Origin of the sequence: Acetivibrio cellulolyticus CD2 (genome assembly GCF_000179595.2) — a bacterium.
Lineage (GTDB): Bacteria > Bacillota > Clostridia > Acetivibrionales > Acetivibrionaceae > Acetivibrio > Acetivibrio cellulolyticus.
Genome location: NZ_JH556653.1, coordinates 610,716 through 628,394, shown reverse-complemented (window position 1 = coordinate 628,394; position 17,679 = coordinate 610,716). Strand labels below are relative to the sequence as shown.

The window sequence follows — 17,679 nt, the reverse complement described above, 5'->3', positions numbered from 1 at the left end:
AAATGCGAAGTCCTTCACATGGATGAAACAAGAATCCAGTGTAATAAGGAAGAAGGCAAACAAGCTAGCAGTGATTCTTTCATGTGGGTCATGCGAAGTGCAGCTTGTGAAGAGATCAAGGCAGCTTTCTTCCACTATTCCAGAAGCCGAAGCGGTGATGTTGCAAAGCAACTATTACAAGGGTTTCATGGATATCTAACCACGGATGCGTATAGTGCTTATGAGAAAGCGGAGAACATTAAAAGAAATCTTTGTTGGGCTCATTGTCGACGCTATTTCATAGAAAGTATTCCGCTGGACAATAAAGGAAAAGAGATCTCGGGTTCCAAAGGAGCTGAAGGAAGGGAATTCATCAATCTTCTCTTCAAAGTGGAAGATGAGATAAAGGAACTGTCATATGACGAAAAGAAAGAGAAGCGTCAGGAGGCGTCACGCGCCATTCTTGATGCCTTTTGGTCATGGGTTGAAGAGACCTCTGCAATTTCTACTACAAATGAGAACCTGACAAAAGCTCTAAATTATGCTAAGAATCAGAAAAAGTATCTCGAAACATTTCTAGAAGACGGAAGACTTCCCATCTCAAACAATCTTTGTGAGGCAAATATCAAACCATATGCCGTGGCAAGAAGAGCCTGGCTTTTTGCTGACACTCCAAGGGGAGCAACTGCTAATGCGATCCTTTATACATTGGTGGAATCTGCCAAAGCAAATATTTTGGACGTGTATGAGTATCTAAAATATATCCTTGAAGCAATGCCTAATACAGATTTTAAAAACCACCCAGAACTTCTGGACAAGTACCTGCCTTGGTCAAAGGATTTACCGGAAGAATGCAGGCTGAATCATAAACATAAAAAGTGCTTCAAAAAATGACACCATTAGCTTATCGCAATGATCGTGATATAGCTAGACGTCATCTTTTGAAGCACTTACAGAGTTTTGAGTTAATAAGCTGTATTTTACAATTTTTTTATGCCGGGGGAGTTGGTGAGTGATGATTAATATGAAACCTATAAAAAGAAGCAAGTACAGGATAGCATTGGGAAAAGCTTGGTATACCTATACAAGATATTTTGAGTGGTGCTTAAATAATAAAAAGTATTCAGCGAACAAGGATGAAAACTATTTGCCTTACTTGGTTTATCAACATAGGACACCTCTTTTGAGAAAGCTCAAAAATGTTGAAATGTGGATGCAGTATAATAAAGTAGTTAATTTAAAGATAGCATCTAAATGTATCAACAAAATAATAATAAAGCCGAAAGAAACCTTTTCCTATTGGAAACTTATAGGTAAACCTGATAAAAGAAAGGGATATTTAGATGGAATGGTTCTTTATAATGGAGGTTTTAAGCCTGGAGTTGGAGGAGGTTTGTGTCAATTATCAAATCTTATTTATTGGATGACTTTGCATAGTCCTTTGGAAGTTGTTGAAAGGCATAGACATAGCTTTGATGTTTTTCCTGACTCCAACAGAAAGCTTCCCTTTGGAAGTGGAGCTACATGTGTATATAACTATAGGGATTTGCAGATATATAACGGAACAGGTATGACTTTTCAGTTGATAATTTATTTGGATGACGAATATTTATATGGAGAATTGAGAGCATCTTCAGAGATTGAACAAACATACGAAGTGTATGAGAAAAATCATCATATTACGCATGAGTTTTGGGGGGGATATATAAGGCATAATGAAATATATAAGAGAGTATTTTATCCACAGGGTTATGAAGTTGAAGCGCTTGTTACGGAAAATCATGCCATTATGATGTATCAACCATTTTTGGAAAATAAGAATTAATATAAAATAAACATGATAAAGGACTAATTTACTTGATATGTAAGTTAGTCCTTTTGATTTAGCCTGTTAAAGTGAAATAAAAGAGGCAAAACGGAGGGACTCGATGTCCCGGAGTTTTTAATATGCCTATTTTGAACAAAGTATAATGTTATTCAAGGTTTAATTTCTTATCCAAAATATATTTAGTAATAATAAAACACCCTGCTGTAACAATAAATAAAAAAGCAAATATGCTTATTAAAATTATTTGTATTTGGGATAATGTAGGCATACTTGAAAACTCCTTAAATAAGCTGTTTCCTAATACAACCATAAAAAGAACCTGAATAAATTGTATAGCAGTACTAAGAGCAAGATACATACCAAAAGAAGCCAGAAGTTTATGCTTGCTAAACAAGTGTCCAAGGGAAATGGCAGCATAAACCATTAATATACCTGATGAGACACTTAAAATACATATAATTATAGATTCAAACCCAATAAAGATTGTACTTGAGCCGAAGTAATCAAACACTTGCCCCACAGCTTCAGGGATTACTTGCAGCATATCCATATAAGCATTGTTAGGCATTATAATTAAAATCGATAATAGCGCGGAAAGGCCACTTAATACAAGCCATACCATTGAAGTGAATAATTTGCATAAAATATGCTGCAATGGTTTAACTGGTATTGTAAACATAAGATAACCTTCATCGCCGAGGAGACTTTTATAGAACCTTTGAACCAGAACTACAAAGGTAATAACCTGAATTCCAACCATCAAAGAGATATATGCAAACATACTAACGATACCAATTATACTTCTAAAATTTAATGCGGTTGATGTTTCGTTTAGTATGTTAATAGAAAACTTGTTAATAATCGCAAATGCCATTAAGGCAATGTACAGGGGAATAAATATGCGTGCTGTCGCCTTGAATTCATACTTTATAAGTTTATTTAACATTTGAATACCTCCCTAAACAAAGCATCAATAGATTTTCCAGATTCATCACGTATCTCGTCAACAGTCTTTGTAAGTACTATTTTGCCTTCCTTAATAAAAATTACTTCATCAAGAACTTTTTCAATGTCTGATATAAGATGAGTAGATAGGATTACAGTCGCATTTTCATTATAATTACTGATAATTGTATCAAGAATATAATCCCTGGCTGCCGGATCAACACCGCCAATTGGTTCATCAAGCAGATAAAGTTGGGCTTCACGGCTCATTACCAAAATAAGCTGAACTTTTTCCTTAGTACCTTTTGACATGGTCTTAAGCTTATCATTGGGATTGATATTAAGTCTTTTAAGCATATCGTAAGCTTTTTCTGAATTAAAGTCTTCATAAAAATCTTTAAAGAAGTCAATAATTTGAGAAACTTTCATCCAATCATTCAGATAAGTTCTTTCAGGAAGATACGATACAATCTTTTTGGTTTCAACACCTGGCTTAAACCCTCCAATAAGAAGTTCGCCACTCGTGGGGGTAAGTAAATTGTTACAAAGTTTAATAAATGTACTTTTTCCACTACCGTTAGGACCTAGGAGTCCTATAAATTTTCCTTTATTAATATCCAAACTTATATTATCTATGGCTTTCTTCATACCAAAGCTTTTTGAGAGATTTTTACATGTTAGTAAACTGCTCATTTATTCTCACTCTCCTCTAACATTGTTGCTATTACAGATAGAATTTCTTTTTTTTCGAATCCTAAAATCTTCATTTTTTCGAACAATTGATTTATTTCTTCTTTGGCTATTCTATTTCTCAATTGTTTAACCATATTTGCATCCTCCGTTATAAACCTTCCACTTGTTCGGTTAGTACGTAATAATCCGTCTTCTTCCAACTTAGTCATAGCTCTTTGCATAGTGTTTGGGTTAACTGAAGCTTCCTGTGCCAAGTCACGAACTGACGGTAGCTTAGAACCAAGTTCATAGACACCTGAACAAATTTTGAGTTCAATTACCTCAACTAACTGGGCATAAATAGGACGGTCAGATTTTAAATCCCAAGGCATTTTATCACCTCTATTGTATTATTGTATTAAGCGCTTAATACAATAATACAATAAGGGGGAAGCATTTGTCAATTGATTTTTGTGAAATAGAATTGATAAAAAGATAATTTATATTGAGTTGCATCTGCTGTATTTATTGCATTATAAGCGAGGGCTTTTTGAGCCCTCGCTAAATACATTCGGTTTGGTTACTGACAAATTTTCGCCTGATTAACACAAAACATATAAAATGTACAAGCGCTGTGATTGCCCATGATATAGGGTAGGAAATATATAATGTTTGCAGCGTGGGTTTAGCGGCAAATACAGTATAGATCCATGTGATACGAATTCCGCACACACCGACTATAGAAGCCAGCATAGGTAGCACGGAATACCCCATACCCCTTAAACTTCCTACCAAAACATCCATGATTCCGCAGATGAAATATAGTACACAGACATAGCGCAGCCTAGTTATACCGATGGCTATTATATTTTGATCTGCGGTATAGAGACCAAGCAAGTTGTTTGAGAATATTTGGCATAATCCACCCAATACTAGACCTACAGTGGTGACTGAAATTAAACACACGCCAAGAATTCGTCCAATACGGTTATATTTCTTTGCTCCAATATTTTGTCCGGTAAAGCTTAATGCAGCATGATAGAGTGCATTCATTGATATATAAACAAAGCCTTCAATATTCATGGCGGCAGTATTCCCGGCAATTACCTGAGAACCAAAGCTGTTGACAGATGACTGAATGAGCACATTTGAGATGGCAAATATGGTACCTTGCATTCCAGCAGGAAGGCCGATTCTGATAATAGCAAAAAGCTTGTCCTTATAGAATCGAATATCTTGCCACCGAAGCTTAATGCATCCATCTGATCGGATAAGGCAAATCAGTACCAATATTACAGATATATATTGTGAAATCACTGTAGCTGTCGCCACGCCAGCAATATCCATGTGAAATACAATTACAAACATCAAATTAAGAGCAACGTTAACTACGCCTGAAACAGATAAAAAGTAAAGAGGACGGCGCGTATCACCGACAGCACGCAAGATAGCACTGCTAAAATTAAAAACCATTGATGCAGGCATACCGAGAAAGTAAACTCTCATGTAAAGCGCAGCATGTTCCAAAACATCATTTGGTGTGCCCATTAATTGCAGCAAAGGCTTTGCCATCAATACTCCGAAGATGGTTAGAATAACGCCGCTGATTGTGCTTATGGCAATAGCGGTGTGGACTGTTTCGTTTGCATCTTTTTGCTGGCCTGCACCGTAATACTTTGCCATTACAACACTAGCACCTACAGACAAACCGATAAACAGGTTAATAATCAAATTGATCAGTGCAGTGGTGGAACCGACAGCAGCAAGAGCACTGCTCCCTACAAATCGCCCAACAACTACAATGTTTACAGCATTATAGAGAAGCTGTAAAATTCCTGTCAGTATCAAGGGAATGGAAAACAGTACTATTTTAGATAAAAGTGGGCCATTGCACATATCTAATTCGTATTTTCGAGCTGTATGCATAATATTGTATCATCTAACCTTTCGTAGTAACATATCTTTTCATTATATCACAGAATAGATATTCCTTCTTTGAATTCGTCTGTTTTTTCATATGACATAAATCGGTTACTCCTATGATTGCATCGGGTAGTACTACTTAAATTCCTGCATCTGCTGCAATATACATATATTACATGATAGTAACGGCTATTCAAATAAAAGTTTTTTCCGATATATAATAAGCAGAAATATATATACACAAAACCTAGGGATTGCATTTTCTTGATAATTATTGGAATCAACTGGCGCTTGATTGAAATATAACTCTGGTTAAGTTCTTTGAAGTATTACAAATCTGATATGAGGTGAAATAATTATGCTGCAGAAAATAGCTAAAAAGCTTTCTCAACTCGGCTTTATGAGAAGAACTAAAGTTAAGATACGTTTAATGTTGGCATTTTTAGCGCTTTCAATAATCCCGCTTGCATGTGTTGGTGTCTTTTCGTATACTTTGTCAAAAAATGCAATAGAATCCAAAATCAACAGCTATACCGAGCAATTTATGGAACAAGTAAACAAAAGTATTGATGGGCAATTGGATAAATACAGTCAACAAGCTATTGATATTTCTATTGACAAGGATATTCAGCAGAAAGCGCAAAAGATATCTGCCGCAGAAAGTGATTTTGAAAAATTTAAGACTATGAAAATTTTAGAGGATTTATTTAGGACAAAATTTACTCTTATTAAAGACATATCTTTTGCACGTTTTCAGATAGAAAATTGTGATCCTATAGATTATCAATTTGTGAGTGAAATGAATGGTATAACCGACACATTATCTAAGCTAGCAGATAAAGGAGATGGAGCTCCTGTATGGACAACTGCAACATTCAATACTAACTTTGATTTGGTTTGTACAAAATTGGTTAAGGATTCGCAATCCAACAAAAAATTGGGCTATTTATTTATAGGTCTGAAAAACGAGGCATTAATGAATGTCTATAAAGATATTGACATAGGCGGCAATTCAGAAATTTTTATCATAGATAAAAGCGGTACAGTCATTTCATCAGAAAATCAAGAAGAGCTTGGAAAAGTTTATAGTGAGCAAAATCTTGTTAACGAAATCGACAAAGAAGCAAAGGCTAATATACACGTATTTGAATTTAATAATAGTTTGGTTTCTTATAAATCTATTGAAGGAACTGATTGGATTGTTGCAGGCAAAATACCATTATCATTTACTAAAACTGAACCGGAGAAAATCAGGAACTCTCTGCTTATCTTTATCATTGTATGTATTATTCTTTCAGTACTGATATCCTTTGTAATATCTTTGAGTATTTCATTCCCACTCAATAGAATAGCTATACTTATGAACGAAGCGAAAAATGGTAATTTTACAGCCAATATAGAGGATCATGGTAAAGATGAAATTTCAGATGTGGTAAAAGACTTTAAAGACATGATATCCAACGTAAGTTCTCTTATATCCAAAGTTCAGGTTTCCTCCAACGATGTCTTGAAACACTCCTCAGTAATGGATAACTCAGTTGAACAGACCAGTCTTTCTGCAAAACAGATAGATCAAATCATCCAGCAAGTAGCTGCAGATGCCTATGAACAGGCAACAGAAATAAATTGTTGTGCCTCTAGTATTCGAGTGCTCTCAGATAGTATCAACAAGGTTGAAAGTAATATGGGAGCCATGGCTGAAGTAGTGGTAGACACTAAAAAACTCAGCCAGAATGCACTTGAAGTTGTAGAAACCTTAAATAACAAAGCAGCAAAAACAAGTAAGGCCTCTAACAAAGTAATAGAAGACGTTACAGCACTCAGTAAGGATATAAATCAAATTAAGAATATAATTGAAACAATTGTGGGAATAGCAGAGCAGACAAACCTTCTTTCTCTCAATGCAGCTATAGAATCAGCAAGAGCTGGAGAGGCGGGAAAAGGCTTCGGAGTAGTCGCAAATGAAGTTAAAAATCTTGCCGAGCAGTCAAAAGAAGCGTCAATCAGGATCAGTAACATTATTAATGGTATTTTGGCAAAAACAGAAGAAACTGTAAAAGTAGCTTATAGTGCACACAGCAATGTAAACGATCAAATGTCTGTAGTTAATGAAACTAATGACTCATTTAAGTCAATATTTAAAGCAATGGAAAATATAGTAGTTTGTATAAATAATGTATCCGATTCAATTAAAGATGTTCTAGATTCAAAAGATAGAGCTGCAACTTCCATGGAAAGCATCGCTGCTATTTCTCAGGAGACAGCTTCAATTGCCGAGGAAGTAACTGCATCAACTGAACAGCAATCAGTATATGCTCAAGAATTGTCAAACATCTCCAAGGAATTAAACAACATGGCCGAACATTTAGGTGAATCAATATCAAAATTTCGTGTTGAGTAGCTACAATATTAAATTTCACAATGTTATAAACACCAAAAATACCTAGAATACAAAATACAAGGAGGATATGCAATGAGAAAAGCACTTTACATGATAACTATTGCAGCTTTGCTATTCAGTATGTCAGCGTGTGCAAGTAGTGGTGAAGCAAAAAATGATACACAACAGCCTAAGTTGGAAACAAAATCAGAGGCAGACAACAAAGTAACTCTCAAGCTATGGCATGCGTGGGTATCAGACAGTGATGGAAATAAAAAACCATTTCAGAATGTTCTAACACATGTTAAAGAACAATTTAAGGATGTAGAACTTGTAGTAGAAGGGATAGATAACGAGTCATATAAGACAAAACTGAAGAATGCCGTGTCAACCAACCAGCTTCCTGACATTTTCTTTACATGGTCTGCAGGCTTTTCAAAACCTTTTGTAGAATCAGGCAAGGTATTGGCTCTTGATGAATATATGGGAGATATAAAGGATAAGCTCTTACCCGGAATAACAGACAGTATGACTTATGATGGCAAAGTATATGGCTTGCCTTATCAGATGCAGGTGGCTCCTTTATACTGTAATAAGGAACTGTTTGACCAGAATGGTGTAAAAATCCCAGAAACTTATGAAGAACTACTAACAGCAGTGAATACCTTCTCAAAAAAAGGTATAACTCCTATGATAAACGGGGCTAAAGAATTATGGCCTGCCATGTTCTATTACGACATTCTTGCACTTCGTACAGCAGGAGCAGAACAGTGTATCAAAACTCTTAACAAAAAAGCCTCTTTTAACTCTCCTGAGTTTATTGATGCTGCAGCAAAGCTGGTCGAATTATCAAAAGCCGGTGCTTTTGGAGAAAACCCGCTAAAATTGTCCTACGATAGTGGCAATAATCAATTTGCAGAGGGAAAAGCCGCCATGCTTTTTAATGGTAACTGGGTGGCTGGTGTGGTTGAAAGTGAAACTTCAAAGGTTAAGGGCAAAATTCTTGCTGTTAAATTCCCGTCAATTACTGGTGGAAAAGGAAGTGCAACAGAGTATTTCGGAGGAGCTGGAGATGGATTTATGGTTAGTTCAGGTACTTCAAATAAGGACATGGCCGTTAAGGTAGTAAAGTTTATAGCAGAAGATATGGCTAGAGAAGCATATCTGGCAAACGCTGGTATGCCAGGATGGAACGTACAGGTAGATGACTCAAATGTGTCTCCTATGGTTAAGCAAATGGTTAGTATGACGAAGGATTCTACAGCTTGGGTTCTCTGGTGGGACGTATTTTTAGAAGCTGCTGATGCAGATATACATAAGAATCTGGTTGCTGAATTAATTGCTGGTCAGATATCACCAGAAGATTTTGCAAAAGAAATGCAAAAATTAAACGAGAAATAAAAACAACCTGACAGATTATATGTGGGATGGGAATGTTTTGAATGTTCTCATCCCACTATTGGTATTTACTGCATTTTTACTGCAAAATATTGTATTTAATTTAGATGTAGATGGACTGGCTGAGGTGCATTTTGGTTACTTGTGACAGCTTTTTGCTTTTTCCATTTTTCTAAAAGCAGCAAAGTACCCGTATAGCTCAATATTGGGAATATCCATGATGCAATGTACGCATATCTGGCTTGCATTTCTGTTAAAAGATAGAATAGTCCATAACCGCAGAAAATTATATAAAATAGGTTTATCACTTTATTTTTTGTGCGGTACTCCTTATTGAATAAGCCTAGCAAAGCAAAGGCTATAATTACTATATAGTATATTTGAGAATAAGGTGTTGCAAACCTGCTTAACTGCGAGGCAGCATTTTCCTTGCTTACTTTGGTAGTTGACCAATATAGGGAGGAGAAGTCACCTACTGACCATTGTGTTACAAACTTCCTTGTGTAAAATATAACCAGCTTGTGGATAGGTGTTTTTGTTAATCTTTCTCTAATTATATCTTTTGAGGCTTTTTCTATAGCTTTATAATCGAAATTATATTTTGTGGGAATTTCGCTGTCTTCCTTATTCCACATACCATTAGCTTCGATATTTGTTCCCTTTAAGACTGAGGTTATTGCTGGCTCTCTTCCCTGCCAAAGAGGATATTCAGTAATGCCTGCACTTATTAAGATTGAACTAACCATATATAAGGGAATAATGAAGGAAATCAGTATTAGAGAACAGGAGGATATAACCTTTTTCCTATTGCAATAAATTATCAAGTAAAGGATATATGCTATAAGAATTACAATGCCCACAGACCTGAATATGTTCCCTATACTTAATACAGCGCCTGCAAATAATAACCATATTGGTGATTTCTTAGATTTTACTACCAGAATAAACAGATATATACTTGCCAGGAAAAACGGCATAGCCAGGTTCTCCGAGCAAATTACTGAATTATAGACTATAAATGGAGGGAATAAACATGATATTAAGGAAACCCAAAGGGCTTTTTCCTTGTTATCAAACAATTCATTGCTTATCAGATAAATCAAATAAATATTCAATGTTGATAAAATAACATTAATTATCTTAACAATAAGCAAGGCATTGGCGAAGTACTTTTGAATCAATCCCAGATATATAGTGAATGCTGTCAAGTGGGTAAACCTTCCTATATAGCTTGTTCCTTTAAATATCCAATAAGAACCCTTGGCAAAGTGGCCGCCACATTCAAACATTAATCCAAAATCTGAAAAGGGCTGTGTATTTACTGCAAAAATCCATAAAATTCTTGCTAAAAAGGCTAAGGATAATATTATCAGTAAGGCATTTGTGTAGTTTTTTGAACTCTTCAAGTACCTATAAAACAGGTAGCCAATTGCTAAAGTTAATATAGTCAGTGTTGTATTTGTTAGAATAAAATAACCAACATTGTTGTGAAATACCATTTTACTCAAAATTATAGATGCCAATATACTTCCTATTAGTATTAATATAAATACAACTTTTAATGTATTACTTATAAATGAAGTTAAGTGTTTTTCAATAAAATTCATACAAACCCCGTTTTAAAATGCTTTTTACAATAATCAATATAATATGGCATAGTTTTTATGTGGGAAATATCTGATTAATAACCATATATTGAAGATGTATGTACGGATTCTAACATAGTATATAATAAAATGTAAAGTTATATTTTGGAAAAAGTTGATATAAAAATGATACTTTTAGTATCTATTTAGATAGCCATAAAGACTACAAATATAATTACATATTCTTTATAATAGCTTGTTGATATTGTATGATTGTTTTGAAGCTATAAAGTTGATATAATTTTTCTATAAAAAAAGCAATGGGGTTTATCTATGAGCCAAATAAGCAGAGTAATAAAAAAAATAATTGAAAAACTGTTTAAAAGTCAGTCCCTAAAAAGACCAAAAAGTGAGATAGCTAGTCTTGGGAAAAAGTGCAATTCAACATTTGAAGATATATACACACGCTGCAGGATTGAGTTTGGCCGAGAGTTGGTTGAACTGATGGATATAAAGAGGCGTTTAGTGGAAAAGTGTGAGCCTGTAGGGAATTGCACTCCGCTGCAGGAGATGCTTGTAAAAAAAATATTACAACTTATGTGCCTGTATTTTGAACTGGCGGATTCTTTGGTATCATTAAAGGCAGCTGACACCGCTGATATGACAGTTATTCAGCATGTTGATGGGACTAAGGATAAAATGAACAGGATATATAGTCTTATTACTTCTCTTAACAACCAGTTTTACATGAAAGCCGATGAGACAAATTTCAAGGAGTCATGTGATGATTTGATTAATGAAGCTGAAGCGCTTAGCAACGTAATTGACGAATCAATAACAAAGGATTATAGAGAGAAATATTATGAATGAATTTAATTATGAAAATCTTTTAAAGCATTTCAAATTCCAGTTGGAGTTTAGAAAGCACCAGAAAATAGTGCTGGAGAAATTTGAACAAATTATTCTTAAGCACAAAGATACACCTTTTAAATTTCATGTAGTATCTCCTCCCGGTTCAGGAAAGACAATCATGGGTATAGAGATGGGGATAAGGATGGGTAATCCTATGCTCATTATATGCCCAAATACTACGATACAGGGTCAATGGTTGGACAAGTTTAACCTTTTTATGCCTTCTGAGAATATTGAATTAAAAAAGTTGGTAAACACGGATGCAAATAACGTAGGTCTTATCAACATATTTACATATCAAATGCTCAGTGTTCCGGTAGGTGATGACGAATCCTTTGGAAGAATATCGGAAAATATATGGGCGGATTCAATCAGCAGTACCCAAGGTGTGCCGCATGAGGAAGCTCTTTTTCGAATAAACACAATGAAGAATACTAATCCTGACGCATATAAGACAGAAATATCAAAATACAGCAAAAAGCTCAGAAAGAGCTTGCTTAATGATCCCAATTGCAATATTGAAAAGATTTTACACGCCAATACTTTGGACATAATTAATAGATTAAAAGAAAATAAAATCCATACTGTAATTTTTGATGAATGCCATCACCTTCAAAACTATTGGGCTCTTGTGATGAGAGAGATTATAGTTAAATTGAATGCATCCTGTGTTATAGGGCTGACTGCAACCCCTCCTTTGGATGAGGACAGAGAAAAAATAGAATGCTATACTGCTCTGCTTGGTGAAATAGATTATTATATACCGGTTCCAGCAATCGTGAAAGAGGGACTGCTTTCACCATATCAGGATCTTGTTTATTTTTGTACGCCTATAAAGGCAGAGTTAGAATACATTGAAAATTGTCACTTGAAATTTAAAGAGTTAACTGAGCTTTTTAATAACAGTAATAACGACTTTTATTTCTGGGTTTTTGATAGAATTGTCAAAAGGAAATTATTATCCGGAGAAACTCAGGAGTGGACTAAATTTATAAATTCCAGACCAGGGTTTGCTGCAGCTGGAGTAAAATTTCTTTTGCAAAACAACTGCAAACTTCCGTGGGATATAACAATAACTGAAGACATGTATGAGCAATTAAACTTTAACGATTGGATTATCCTTATTGAGGATTATGCGTTGAATTTGTTGAAGCTTAGTAATAAAGAGGCTGATAAAGTGCTGTATGACAGTATACGTGATGCACTTAAGAGCCTTGGATATGTACTTTCTGAGAATGGAATAAGGAGCAATAGTTCTCCTCTTGATAGAATACTCGCATACAGCAAAAGTAAGACAGATGCTGTAAAGGAGATATTAAAAGCAGAAATGAGTGGTTTGGGAGACAAAATAAGAGCAGCAATTATTACAGATTTTGAAATTTCCAATGCACTTTCAATCACAAAGTCACAAGGTTTGATGGATGAGGAATGCGGTGGTGCAGTAGCAGTAATGAAGGCATTGGTATCGGATAATTCTACTGATGTCCTTGACCCGGTCATGATAACAGCAAAGAGACTTATTCTAGATGACGATCTGGCTAAGAAATTTGTTGAGGATGGACTTAAATGGGCCAAAGAGAATAATATGGATATAAATCTCGAATTGTCTAAAGAAGAGTCCGGAGGGTTTGTTTGTGTTATTGGATCAGGAAAAGATTGGGGTTCTAAAACTTCAGTGTTGATGACTACTTATCTATTTGAACAAGGTGTTACAAAGTGTATTATCGGTACTAGAGGACTTTTAAGCGAAGGTTGGGACAGCCTGAATTTAAATACTCTGATTGATCTTACTGCGGTGACTACTTATGCATCTGTAAATCAGCTCAAAGGTAGAAGTCTGAGGAAAAGTTCCAGTGACCCGCAAAAGGTTGCAAACAATTGGGATGTTATATGTATTGCACCAGGACTTGAAAAAGGATACAACGATCTTGAAAGGCTTTATAGAAAACATGCCCAGTACTATGGAGTATGCGATGACGGGCAGATACAAAAAGGAATAAATCACCTTGACCCATCTCTTGGAAGACAGGAGGGGCTCATTAATCTCGATGATATGAAGAGAATAAACAAAAACATGATAGAAATGGCTTTTGACAGAAATAGGATTTATAAGATGTGGCGGGTTGGAGAGCCCTTTGAAAATATTGAACTTGGGTGCTGTGAGATTAAGTTGTTAAAATCATTTAGCATGAAGGACAGCAGTGTTTTTGTCAACGAGAGGAAAGTCTTGGGCAATAAGATAAAAAGCTGTGCAGGTAAGACAACAGCTTCAGTACTTTCAGTTGCTGCTGCATCTGCTGCTGTTATGTTTTCGCTTCCTGCTTCAATTACACTTTTTGGTGTTGCAGGATTTATGTCATTTAAGACGTATCAGGGGATAAACGATTTATGGAAATACGGAAATGAAAACTTTTTCCAGCTTGCAGCAAGATCGGCTATTTCAGACATAGCGAAATGCATTTTAAATGCTATGGCGGAATGTGAAATGATAAATAAAAAAATTGAAGAGGATAAAATTGTTATCACAGAACGATCAGACGGGACTATAAGAATTTACCTTGATGGATATGAAGTTGATTCTGAATTGTTTTCAAGCTCATTGGGTCAGATTTTTTCGCCGTTAGAAAATCAGAGATATGCAATTCAAAGATATGAAGTTGCTGTTCCTAAAGAATCTTTAGGAAAGTTTGCATATATACTAAAATATGGTGCAAATAAATGTAAGCCGGTTTTGTCATTTTATCACCCCTTGCCCGATGTTTTCAATATTAAGGAAAAGGCAATAGTATTTAAAAAGTATTGGAACAAATATGTCAGTCCGGGGGATGTTGTTTTTTTAAAGGGTGAAAATGGAAGAGAGGTTATAGAGAAATATGGGAGAAGGAACTTTCTGGGTGCAAGAAGAAGCAGTTTGAAAATATGGAAATGAAAAATAGTAATATCATCCTTACAAGCCAGTAAATAGAACAGGGAATTAACCCCAACAACTTGAAACAAATCTAAAATAGGTGTAGAGTCTAGTTATAAGTTTAAAATTTATCAAATCACAACATGGATTGGGGGATTCTACGTGGTCTTTTCAAGTCTTTTGTTTTTGTGCGTCTTTTTGCCTATAAACCTCATTTTGTATTATTCAATCAACAACGATACTTGCAGAAATTGGGTACTTATCATTACTTCTCTTATTTTTTATGCATGGGGAGAGCCGATATGGATTAGTGTTTTAATTTTTACAGCATTATTTGATTACACTAACGGCCTTCTTGTCCAAAAGTACAGAGGAAGTTGGAAGGGTAAGGGGATAGTCGCTTTATCCGTTACGGGCAATATCCTTATTCTTGGATTCTTTAAATATTTTAGTTTTATAGCAGAGAATGTGAATAATTTATCAGGCTTAGATATACCGGTTGTGAGCTTTAGCCTTCCGATTGGAATTTCATTTTACACATTCCAGTCCATTTCCTATGTAGTTGATGTGTACAGAGGAGAGGTAACAGCGCAAAAATCTCCGTTCAAATTTTTGCTGTTTGTATCCTTGTTTCATCACCTTGTAGCAGGACCTATTGTAAGATATAAAGATATTGCACAAAATATTGAAAACAGAATGCTGACGGCAGAGGCGTTCAATAATGGTGTGAGCCGTTTTATTGTGGGCCTGGGGAAAAAGGTTATAATTGCAAATCAGGCGGGCGAATTTGCTCAAGCTTTTCTGGATAGTGACTACACACGATTACCTGTATTAGGAGCGTGGATGGGAATTTTATTGTTTGCAATACAAATCTATTTTGATTTTTCGGGTTATTCAGATATGGCAATTGGTTTGGGGAAAATGTATGGCTTTAACTATAAGGAGAACTTTGATTATCCGTATGTAGCAAAATCTGCTACTGAATTCTGGCGCAGATGGCATATGTCATTAACGTCATTTTTCAGAGATTACGTTTACATTCCGCTTGGAGGGAATAGAAAAAATCATATAAGGAATATGATGGTTGTATGGTTTCTTACCGGTTTCTGGCATGGGGCAAGCTGGAATTTTATTGTATGGGGAATCTATTTCTTTATGCTTATAGTTGTGGAAAAGTACGTGTTATTTAAGTTTGAAAAAAGAATACCTCAAGTTTTATGGAGAGCCTACTTTTTTGTAATAATACTTGTAGGTTGGGTATTCTTCTACCATACCGATTTAAGGCAGGCCTTTCAGTTTATCGGGATAATGTTTGGAATAAATGCTCCTTCGTGGTCAAGTCCCGAGGTTGCAATTTGTATGGGTAATTATATAATCTTTATTTTAATTGCTCTAATCGGTTGTACACCTGTTGTAAAAAAGCTTTTTGAACGATTGAAAAGAATTCTGAGCGAAAAGCAAATAGGGATTTACTCTGTTGACCAGTTAATAAAATCCACTGCTAATATTGCAATATTTATAGGGTCAATTATTCTGCTTGTAGGTCAGTCATACAACCCGTTCCTCTACTATAAGTTCTAGTGCAATTTGTCAAACTGACTGCTTATCGCAGCGGAAGCTGCAATCAAAGTAGTAAAATCGTCTGCGATAAGCAGAGGAACTATATCTTTTATAATGTTAAGAATGCGCTGCTGCTGTTCTAAGCCCCAAAGGCCCTGAAAATTGATTCTTATACGAGGCACCGGTATGGTGGCATCGATTAAATAACCTATTGGAGGCGTTTGGTTATGAAAAAGTTACAGTTAGATACAATAATATTTCTTGCCATAATATTGATTTTAGGTATTGCAAATTTTGTTAACATAAACAAACCTGAAGTTTCAGAACTTGAAAATAGGGCGTTGAAGCAAAAGCCTGACTTTACCTTATCTACATTAGCAAACGGCAGCTACTTCAGCGACTACAATGATTATTATAACGATACTTTTATTTGGAGGGACAAGCTTTTAAGAATAAGTTCAGGTATCAAACAGGCAATGTTTTTTAATACCTCCGATGCAAAAATAATTGTTGCCGACAAGTCCAAGGAAATTAATACAGTTGGGGATAAAAAAGTTGATACGGGCGATGAAGTAAGTGCTACAAAGGAACCTCAGAATACATCTGGCGCGCCTTCTCCAACTGCGGAAAAAAAGTATAATGAAAGTGAAGGGGTTGGCTATTGGCTTGTCATTGATGGAAAAGCGGTGGAACTCTTTAAGTTTAACAAGGATAGTTTTGATTATTATGCTGAGGTGCTAAATAAGTATAATGAACGGTTAAACAATAAAATACCCGTATATTCTTTGATTGCACCAACAAATAGTGAATTTGTACAACTTAAAAAGTATAAAGGAATATCCGATTCTCAGAATAATGCGATAAAGTTCCTGGATACAAAATTTAGCAGCGGAATTACTTCCGTAAATGCATATGACATATTAAACACCCATAAGGATGAATATATCTACTTCAGAAGTGATCACCATTGGACCGCTTTAGGTGCATATTACGGTTATTCGGCCTTTATGAAAACCAAAAATGAAGATACAGTACCTCTTGAAAAATACCAAACTGTGCAAATTGATAATTTTCTAGGAAGTTCTTATTCTAAAACAATGGATAAAAGTATTGAGGATAATCCTGATACTATATATGCTTATATTCCGTATGTAAACTATAAATATGAAATGCATCATTGGAATAATTGCAGTGAAGCAAAGATCATAGATATGAAGTACGCAGAAACAAAGAAGGATAAATACCTGGTATTCCTGAGTGGCGGGGATGCTACCTGGGCTGTTATTAAAACTGAAAATAAAAACGGCAAAAAACTTTTAGTAGTAAAGGACTCTTATGGTAATACTATAGTACCTTTTCTTTTGCCGCACTATGAAGAAATATATGTTGTTGATCCAAGATTTTATGATATTACTATACATGGGAATCTTATTGATTTTATTGATTCAAAAGGCATAAATGAAATTCTGTTTGTAAATTATATGGAGAATGTTAATTCGAGAGATTTTATGAGCAGTGTTGAAAACTTGATGTACGATAAATAAGTGTATTAAAAAGATTAACTTTGAATGTGAAAATGTGGCGGAAG

Annotated in this window: 13 protein-coding genes; 8 read left to right on the top strand and 5 right to left on the bottom strand. The window is 35.2% G+C overall.

Annotated elements, in window-relative coordinates:
• Together tnpC and ACECE_RS0205090 are read left to right on the top strand one after the other, a co-directional pair.
• On the top strand, positions 1-873 hold an 873-nt coding region (gene tnpC, locus ACECE_RS0205095; RefSeq protein ID WP_010244988.1), incomplete at its 5' end, for an IS66 family transposase.
• Between the two features lie 121 nt (positions 874-994).
• Positions 995-1,804: a VanW family protein gene (locus ACECE_RS0205090; RefSeq protein WP_010244985.1), complete on the top strand. Its 810-nt coding sequence runs from the start codon at positions 995-997 to the stop codon at positions 1,802-1,804.
• A gap of 148 nt (positions 1,805-1,952) precedes the next feature.
• On the opposite strand, the gene ACECE_RS0205085 is transcribed toward ACECE_RS0205090, so the two are convergent.
• The 4 genes from ACECE_RS0205085 to ACECE_RS0205070 form a co-directional block, all read right to left on the bottom strand.
• Complete coding sequence (locus ACECE_RS0205085) at positions 1,953-2,753, bottom strand: hypothetical protein (protein WP_010244981.1); 801 nt, start codon at positions 2,751-2,753, stop codon at positions 1,953-1,955.
• A complete protein-coding gene (locus ACECE_RS0205080) occupies positions 2,747-3,445 on the bottom strand; it encodes an ABC transporter ATP-binding protein (RefSeq protein ID WP_010244977.1) in 699 nt (232 codons plus the stop codon). Before ACECE_RS0205080 ends, ACECE_RS0205085 begins: the two co-directional genes overlap by 7 nt.
• A complete protein-coding gene (locus ACECE_RS0205075) occupies positions 3,442-3,816 on the bottom strand; it encodes a GntR family transcriptional regulator (protein WP_010244974.1) in 375 nt (124 codons plus the stop codon). Before ACECE_RS0205075 ends, ACECE_RS0205080 begins: the two co-directional genes overlap by 4 nt.
• A gap of 169 nt (positions 3,817-3,985) precedes the next feature.
• Positions 3,986-5,350: an MATE family efflux transporter gene (locus ACECE_RS0205070; protein ID WP_010244970.1), complete on the bottom strand. Its 1,365-nt coding sequence runs from the start codon at positions 5,348-5,350 to the stop codon at positions 3,986-3,988.
• Between the two features lie 355 nt (positions 5,351-5,705).
• On the opposite strand from ACECE_RS0205070, the gene ACECE_RS0205065 reads away from it, so the two are divergent.
• Together ACECE_RS0205065 and ACECE_RS0205060 are read left to right on the top strand one after the other, a co-directional pair.
• Positions 5,706-7,748, top strand: coding sequence for a methyl-accepting chemotaxis protein (locus ACECE_RS0205065; RefSeq protein WP_010244967.1), 2,043 nt, complete (start codon positions 5,706-5,708; stop codon positions 7,746-7,748).
• Between the two features lie 72 nt (positions 7,749-7,820).
• Positions 7,821-9,128, top strand: coding sequence for an extracellular solute-binding protein (locus tag ACECE_RS0205060; RefSeq protein ID WP_010244964.1), 1,308 nt, complete (start codon positions 7,821-7,823; stop codon positions 9,126-9,128).
• Positions 9,129-9,223: 95 nt separating this feature from the next.
• On the opposite strand, the gene ACECE_RS0205055 is transcribed toward ACECE_RS0205060, so the two are convergent.
• Positions 9,224-10,732: a glycosyltransferase family 39 protein gene (locus tag ACECE_RS0205055; RefSeq protein WP_010244961.1), complete on the bottom strand. Its 1,509-nt coding sequence runs from the start codon at positions 10,730-10,732 to the stop codon at positions 9,224-9,226.
• 312 nt (positions 10,733-11,044) lie between these two features.
• On the opposite strand from ACECE_RS0205055, the gene ACECE_RS0205050 reads away from it, so the two are divergent.
• The 4 genes from ACECE_RS0205050 to ACECE_RS0205035 all read left to right on the top strand — a co-directional run bounded on the left by ACECE_RS0205050 (position 11,045) and on the right by ACECE_RS0205035 (position 17,635).
• Positions 11,045-11,581 carry a hypothetical protein gene (locus ACECE_RS0205050; RefSeq protein WP_010244958.1) on the top strand — a complete coding sequence of 179 codons (537 nt, stop codon included), beginning with the start codon at positions 11,045-11,047 and terminating at the stop codon, positions 11,579-11,581.
• Positions 11,574-14,552 (top strand): DEAD/DEAH box helicase family protein, encoded by a 2,979-nt coding sequence (locus ACECE_RS0205045; RefSeq protein WP_010244955.1) that lies wholly within the window; start codon positions 11,574-11,576, stop codon positions 14,550-14,552. Before ACECE_RS0205050 ends, ACECE_RS0205045 begins: the two co-directional genes overlap by 8 nt.
• 141 nt (positions 14,553-14,693) lie before the next feature.
• Positions 14,694-16,112: an MBOAT family O-acyltransferase gene (locus ACECE_RS0205040; RefSeq protein WP_010244952.1), complete on the top strand. Its 1,419-nt coding sequence runs from the start codon at positions 14,694-14,696 to the stop codon at positions 16,110-16,112.
• A gap of 206 nt (positions 16,113-16,318) precedes the next feature.
• Positions 16,319-17,635, top strand: coding sequence for a DHHW family protein (locus ACECE_RS0205035; protein WP_010244950.1), 1,317 nt, complete (start codon positions 16,319-16,321; stop codon positions 17,633-17,635).
• Positions 17,636-17,679: the final 44 nt, after the last annotated feature.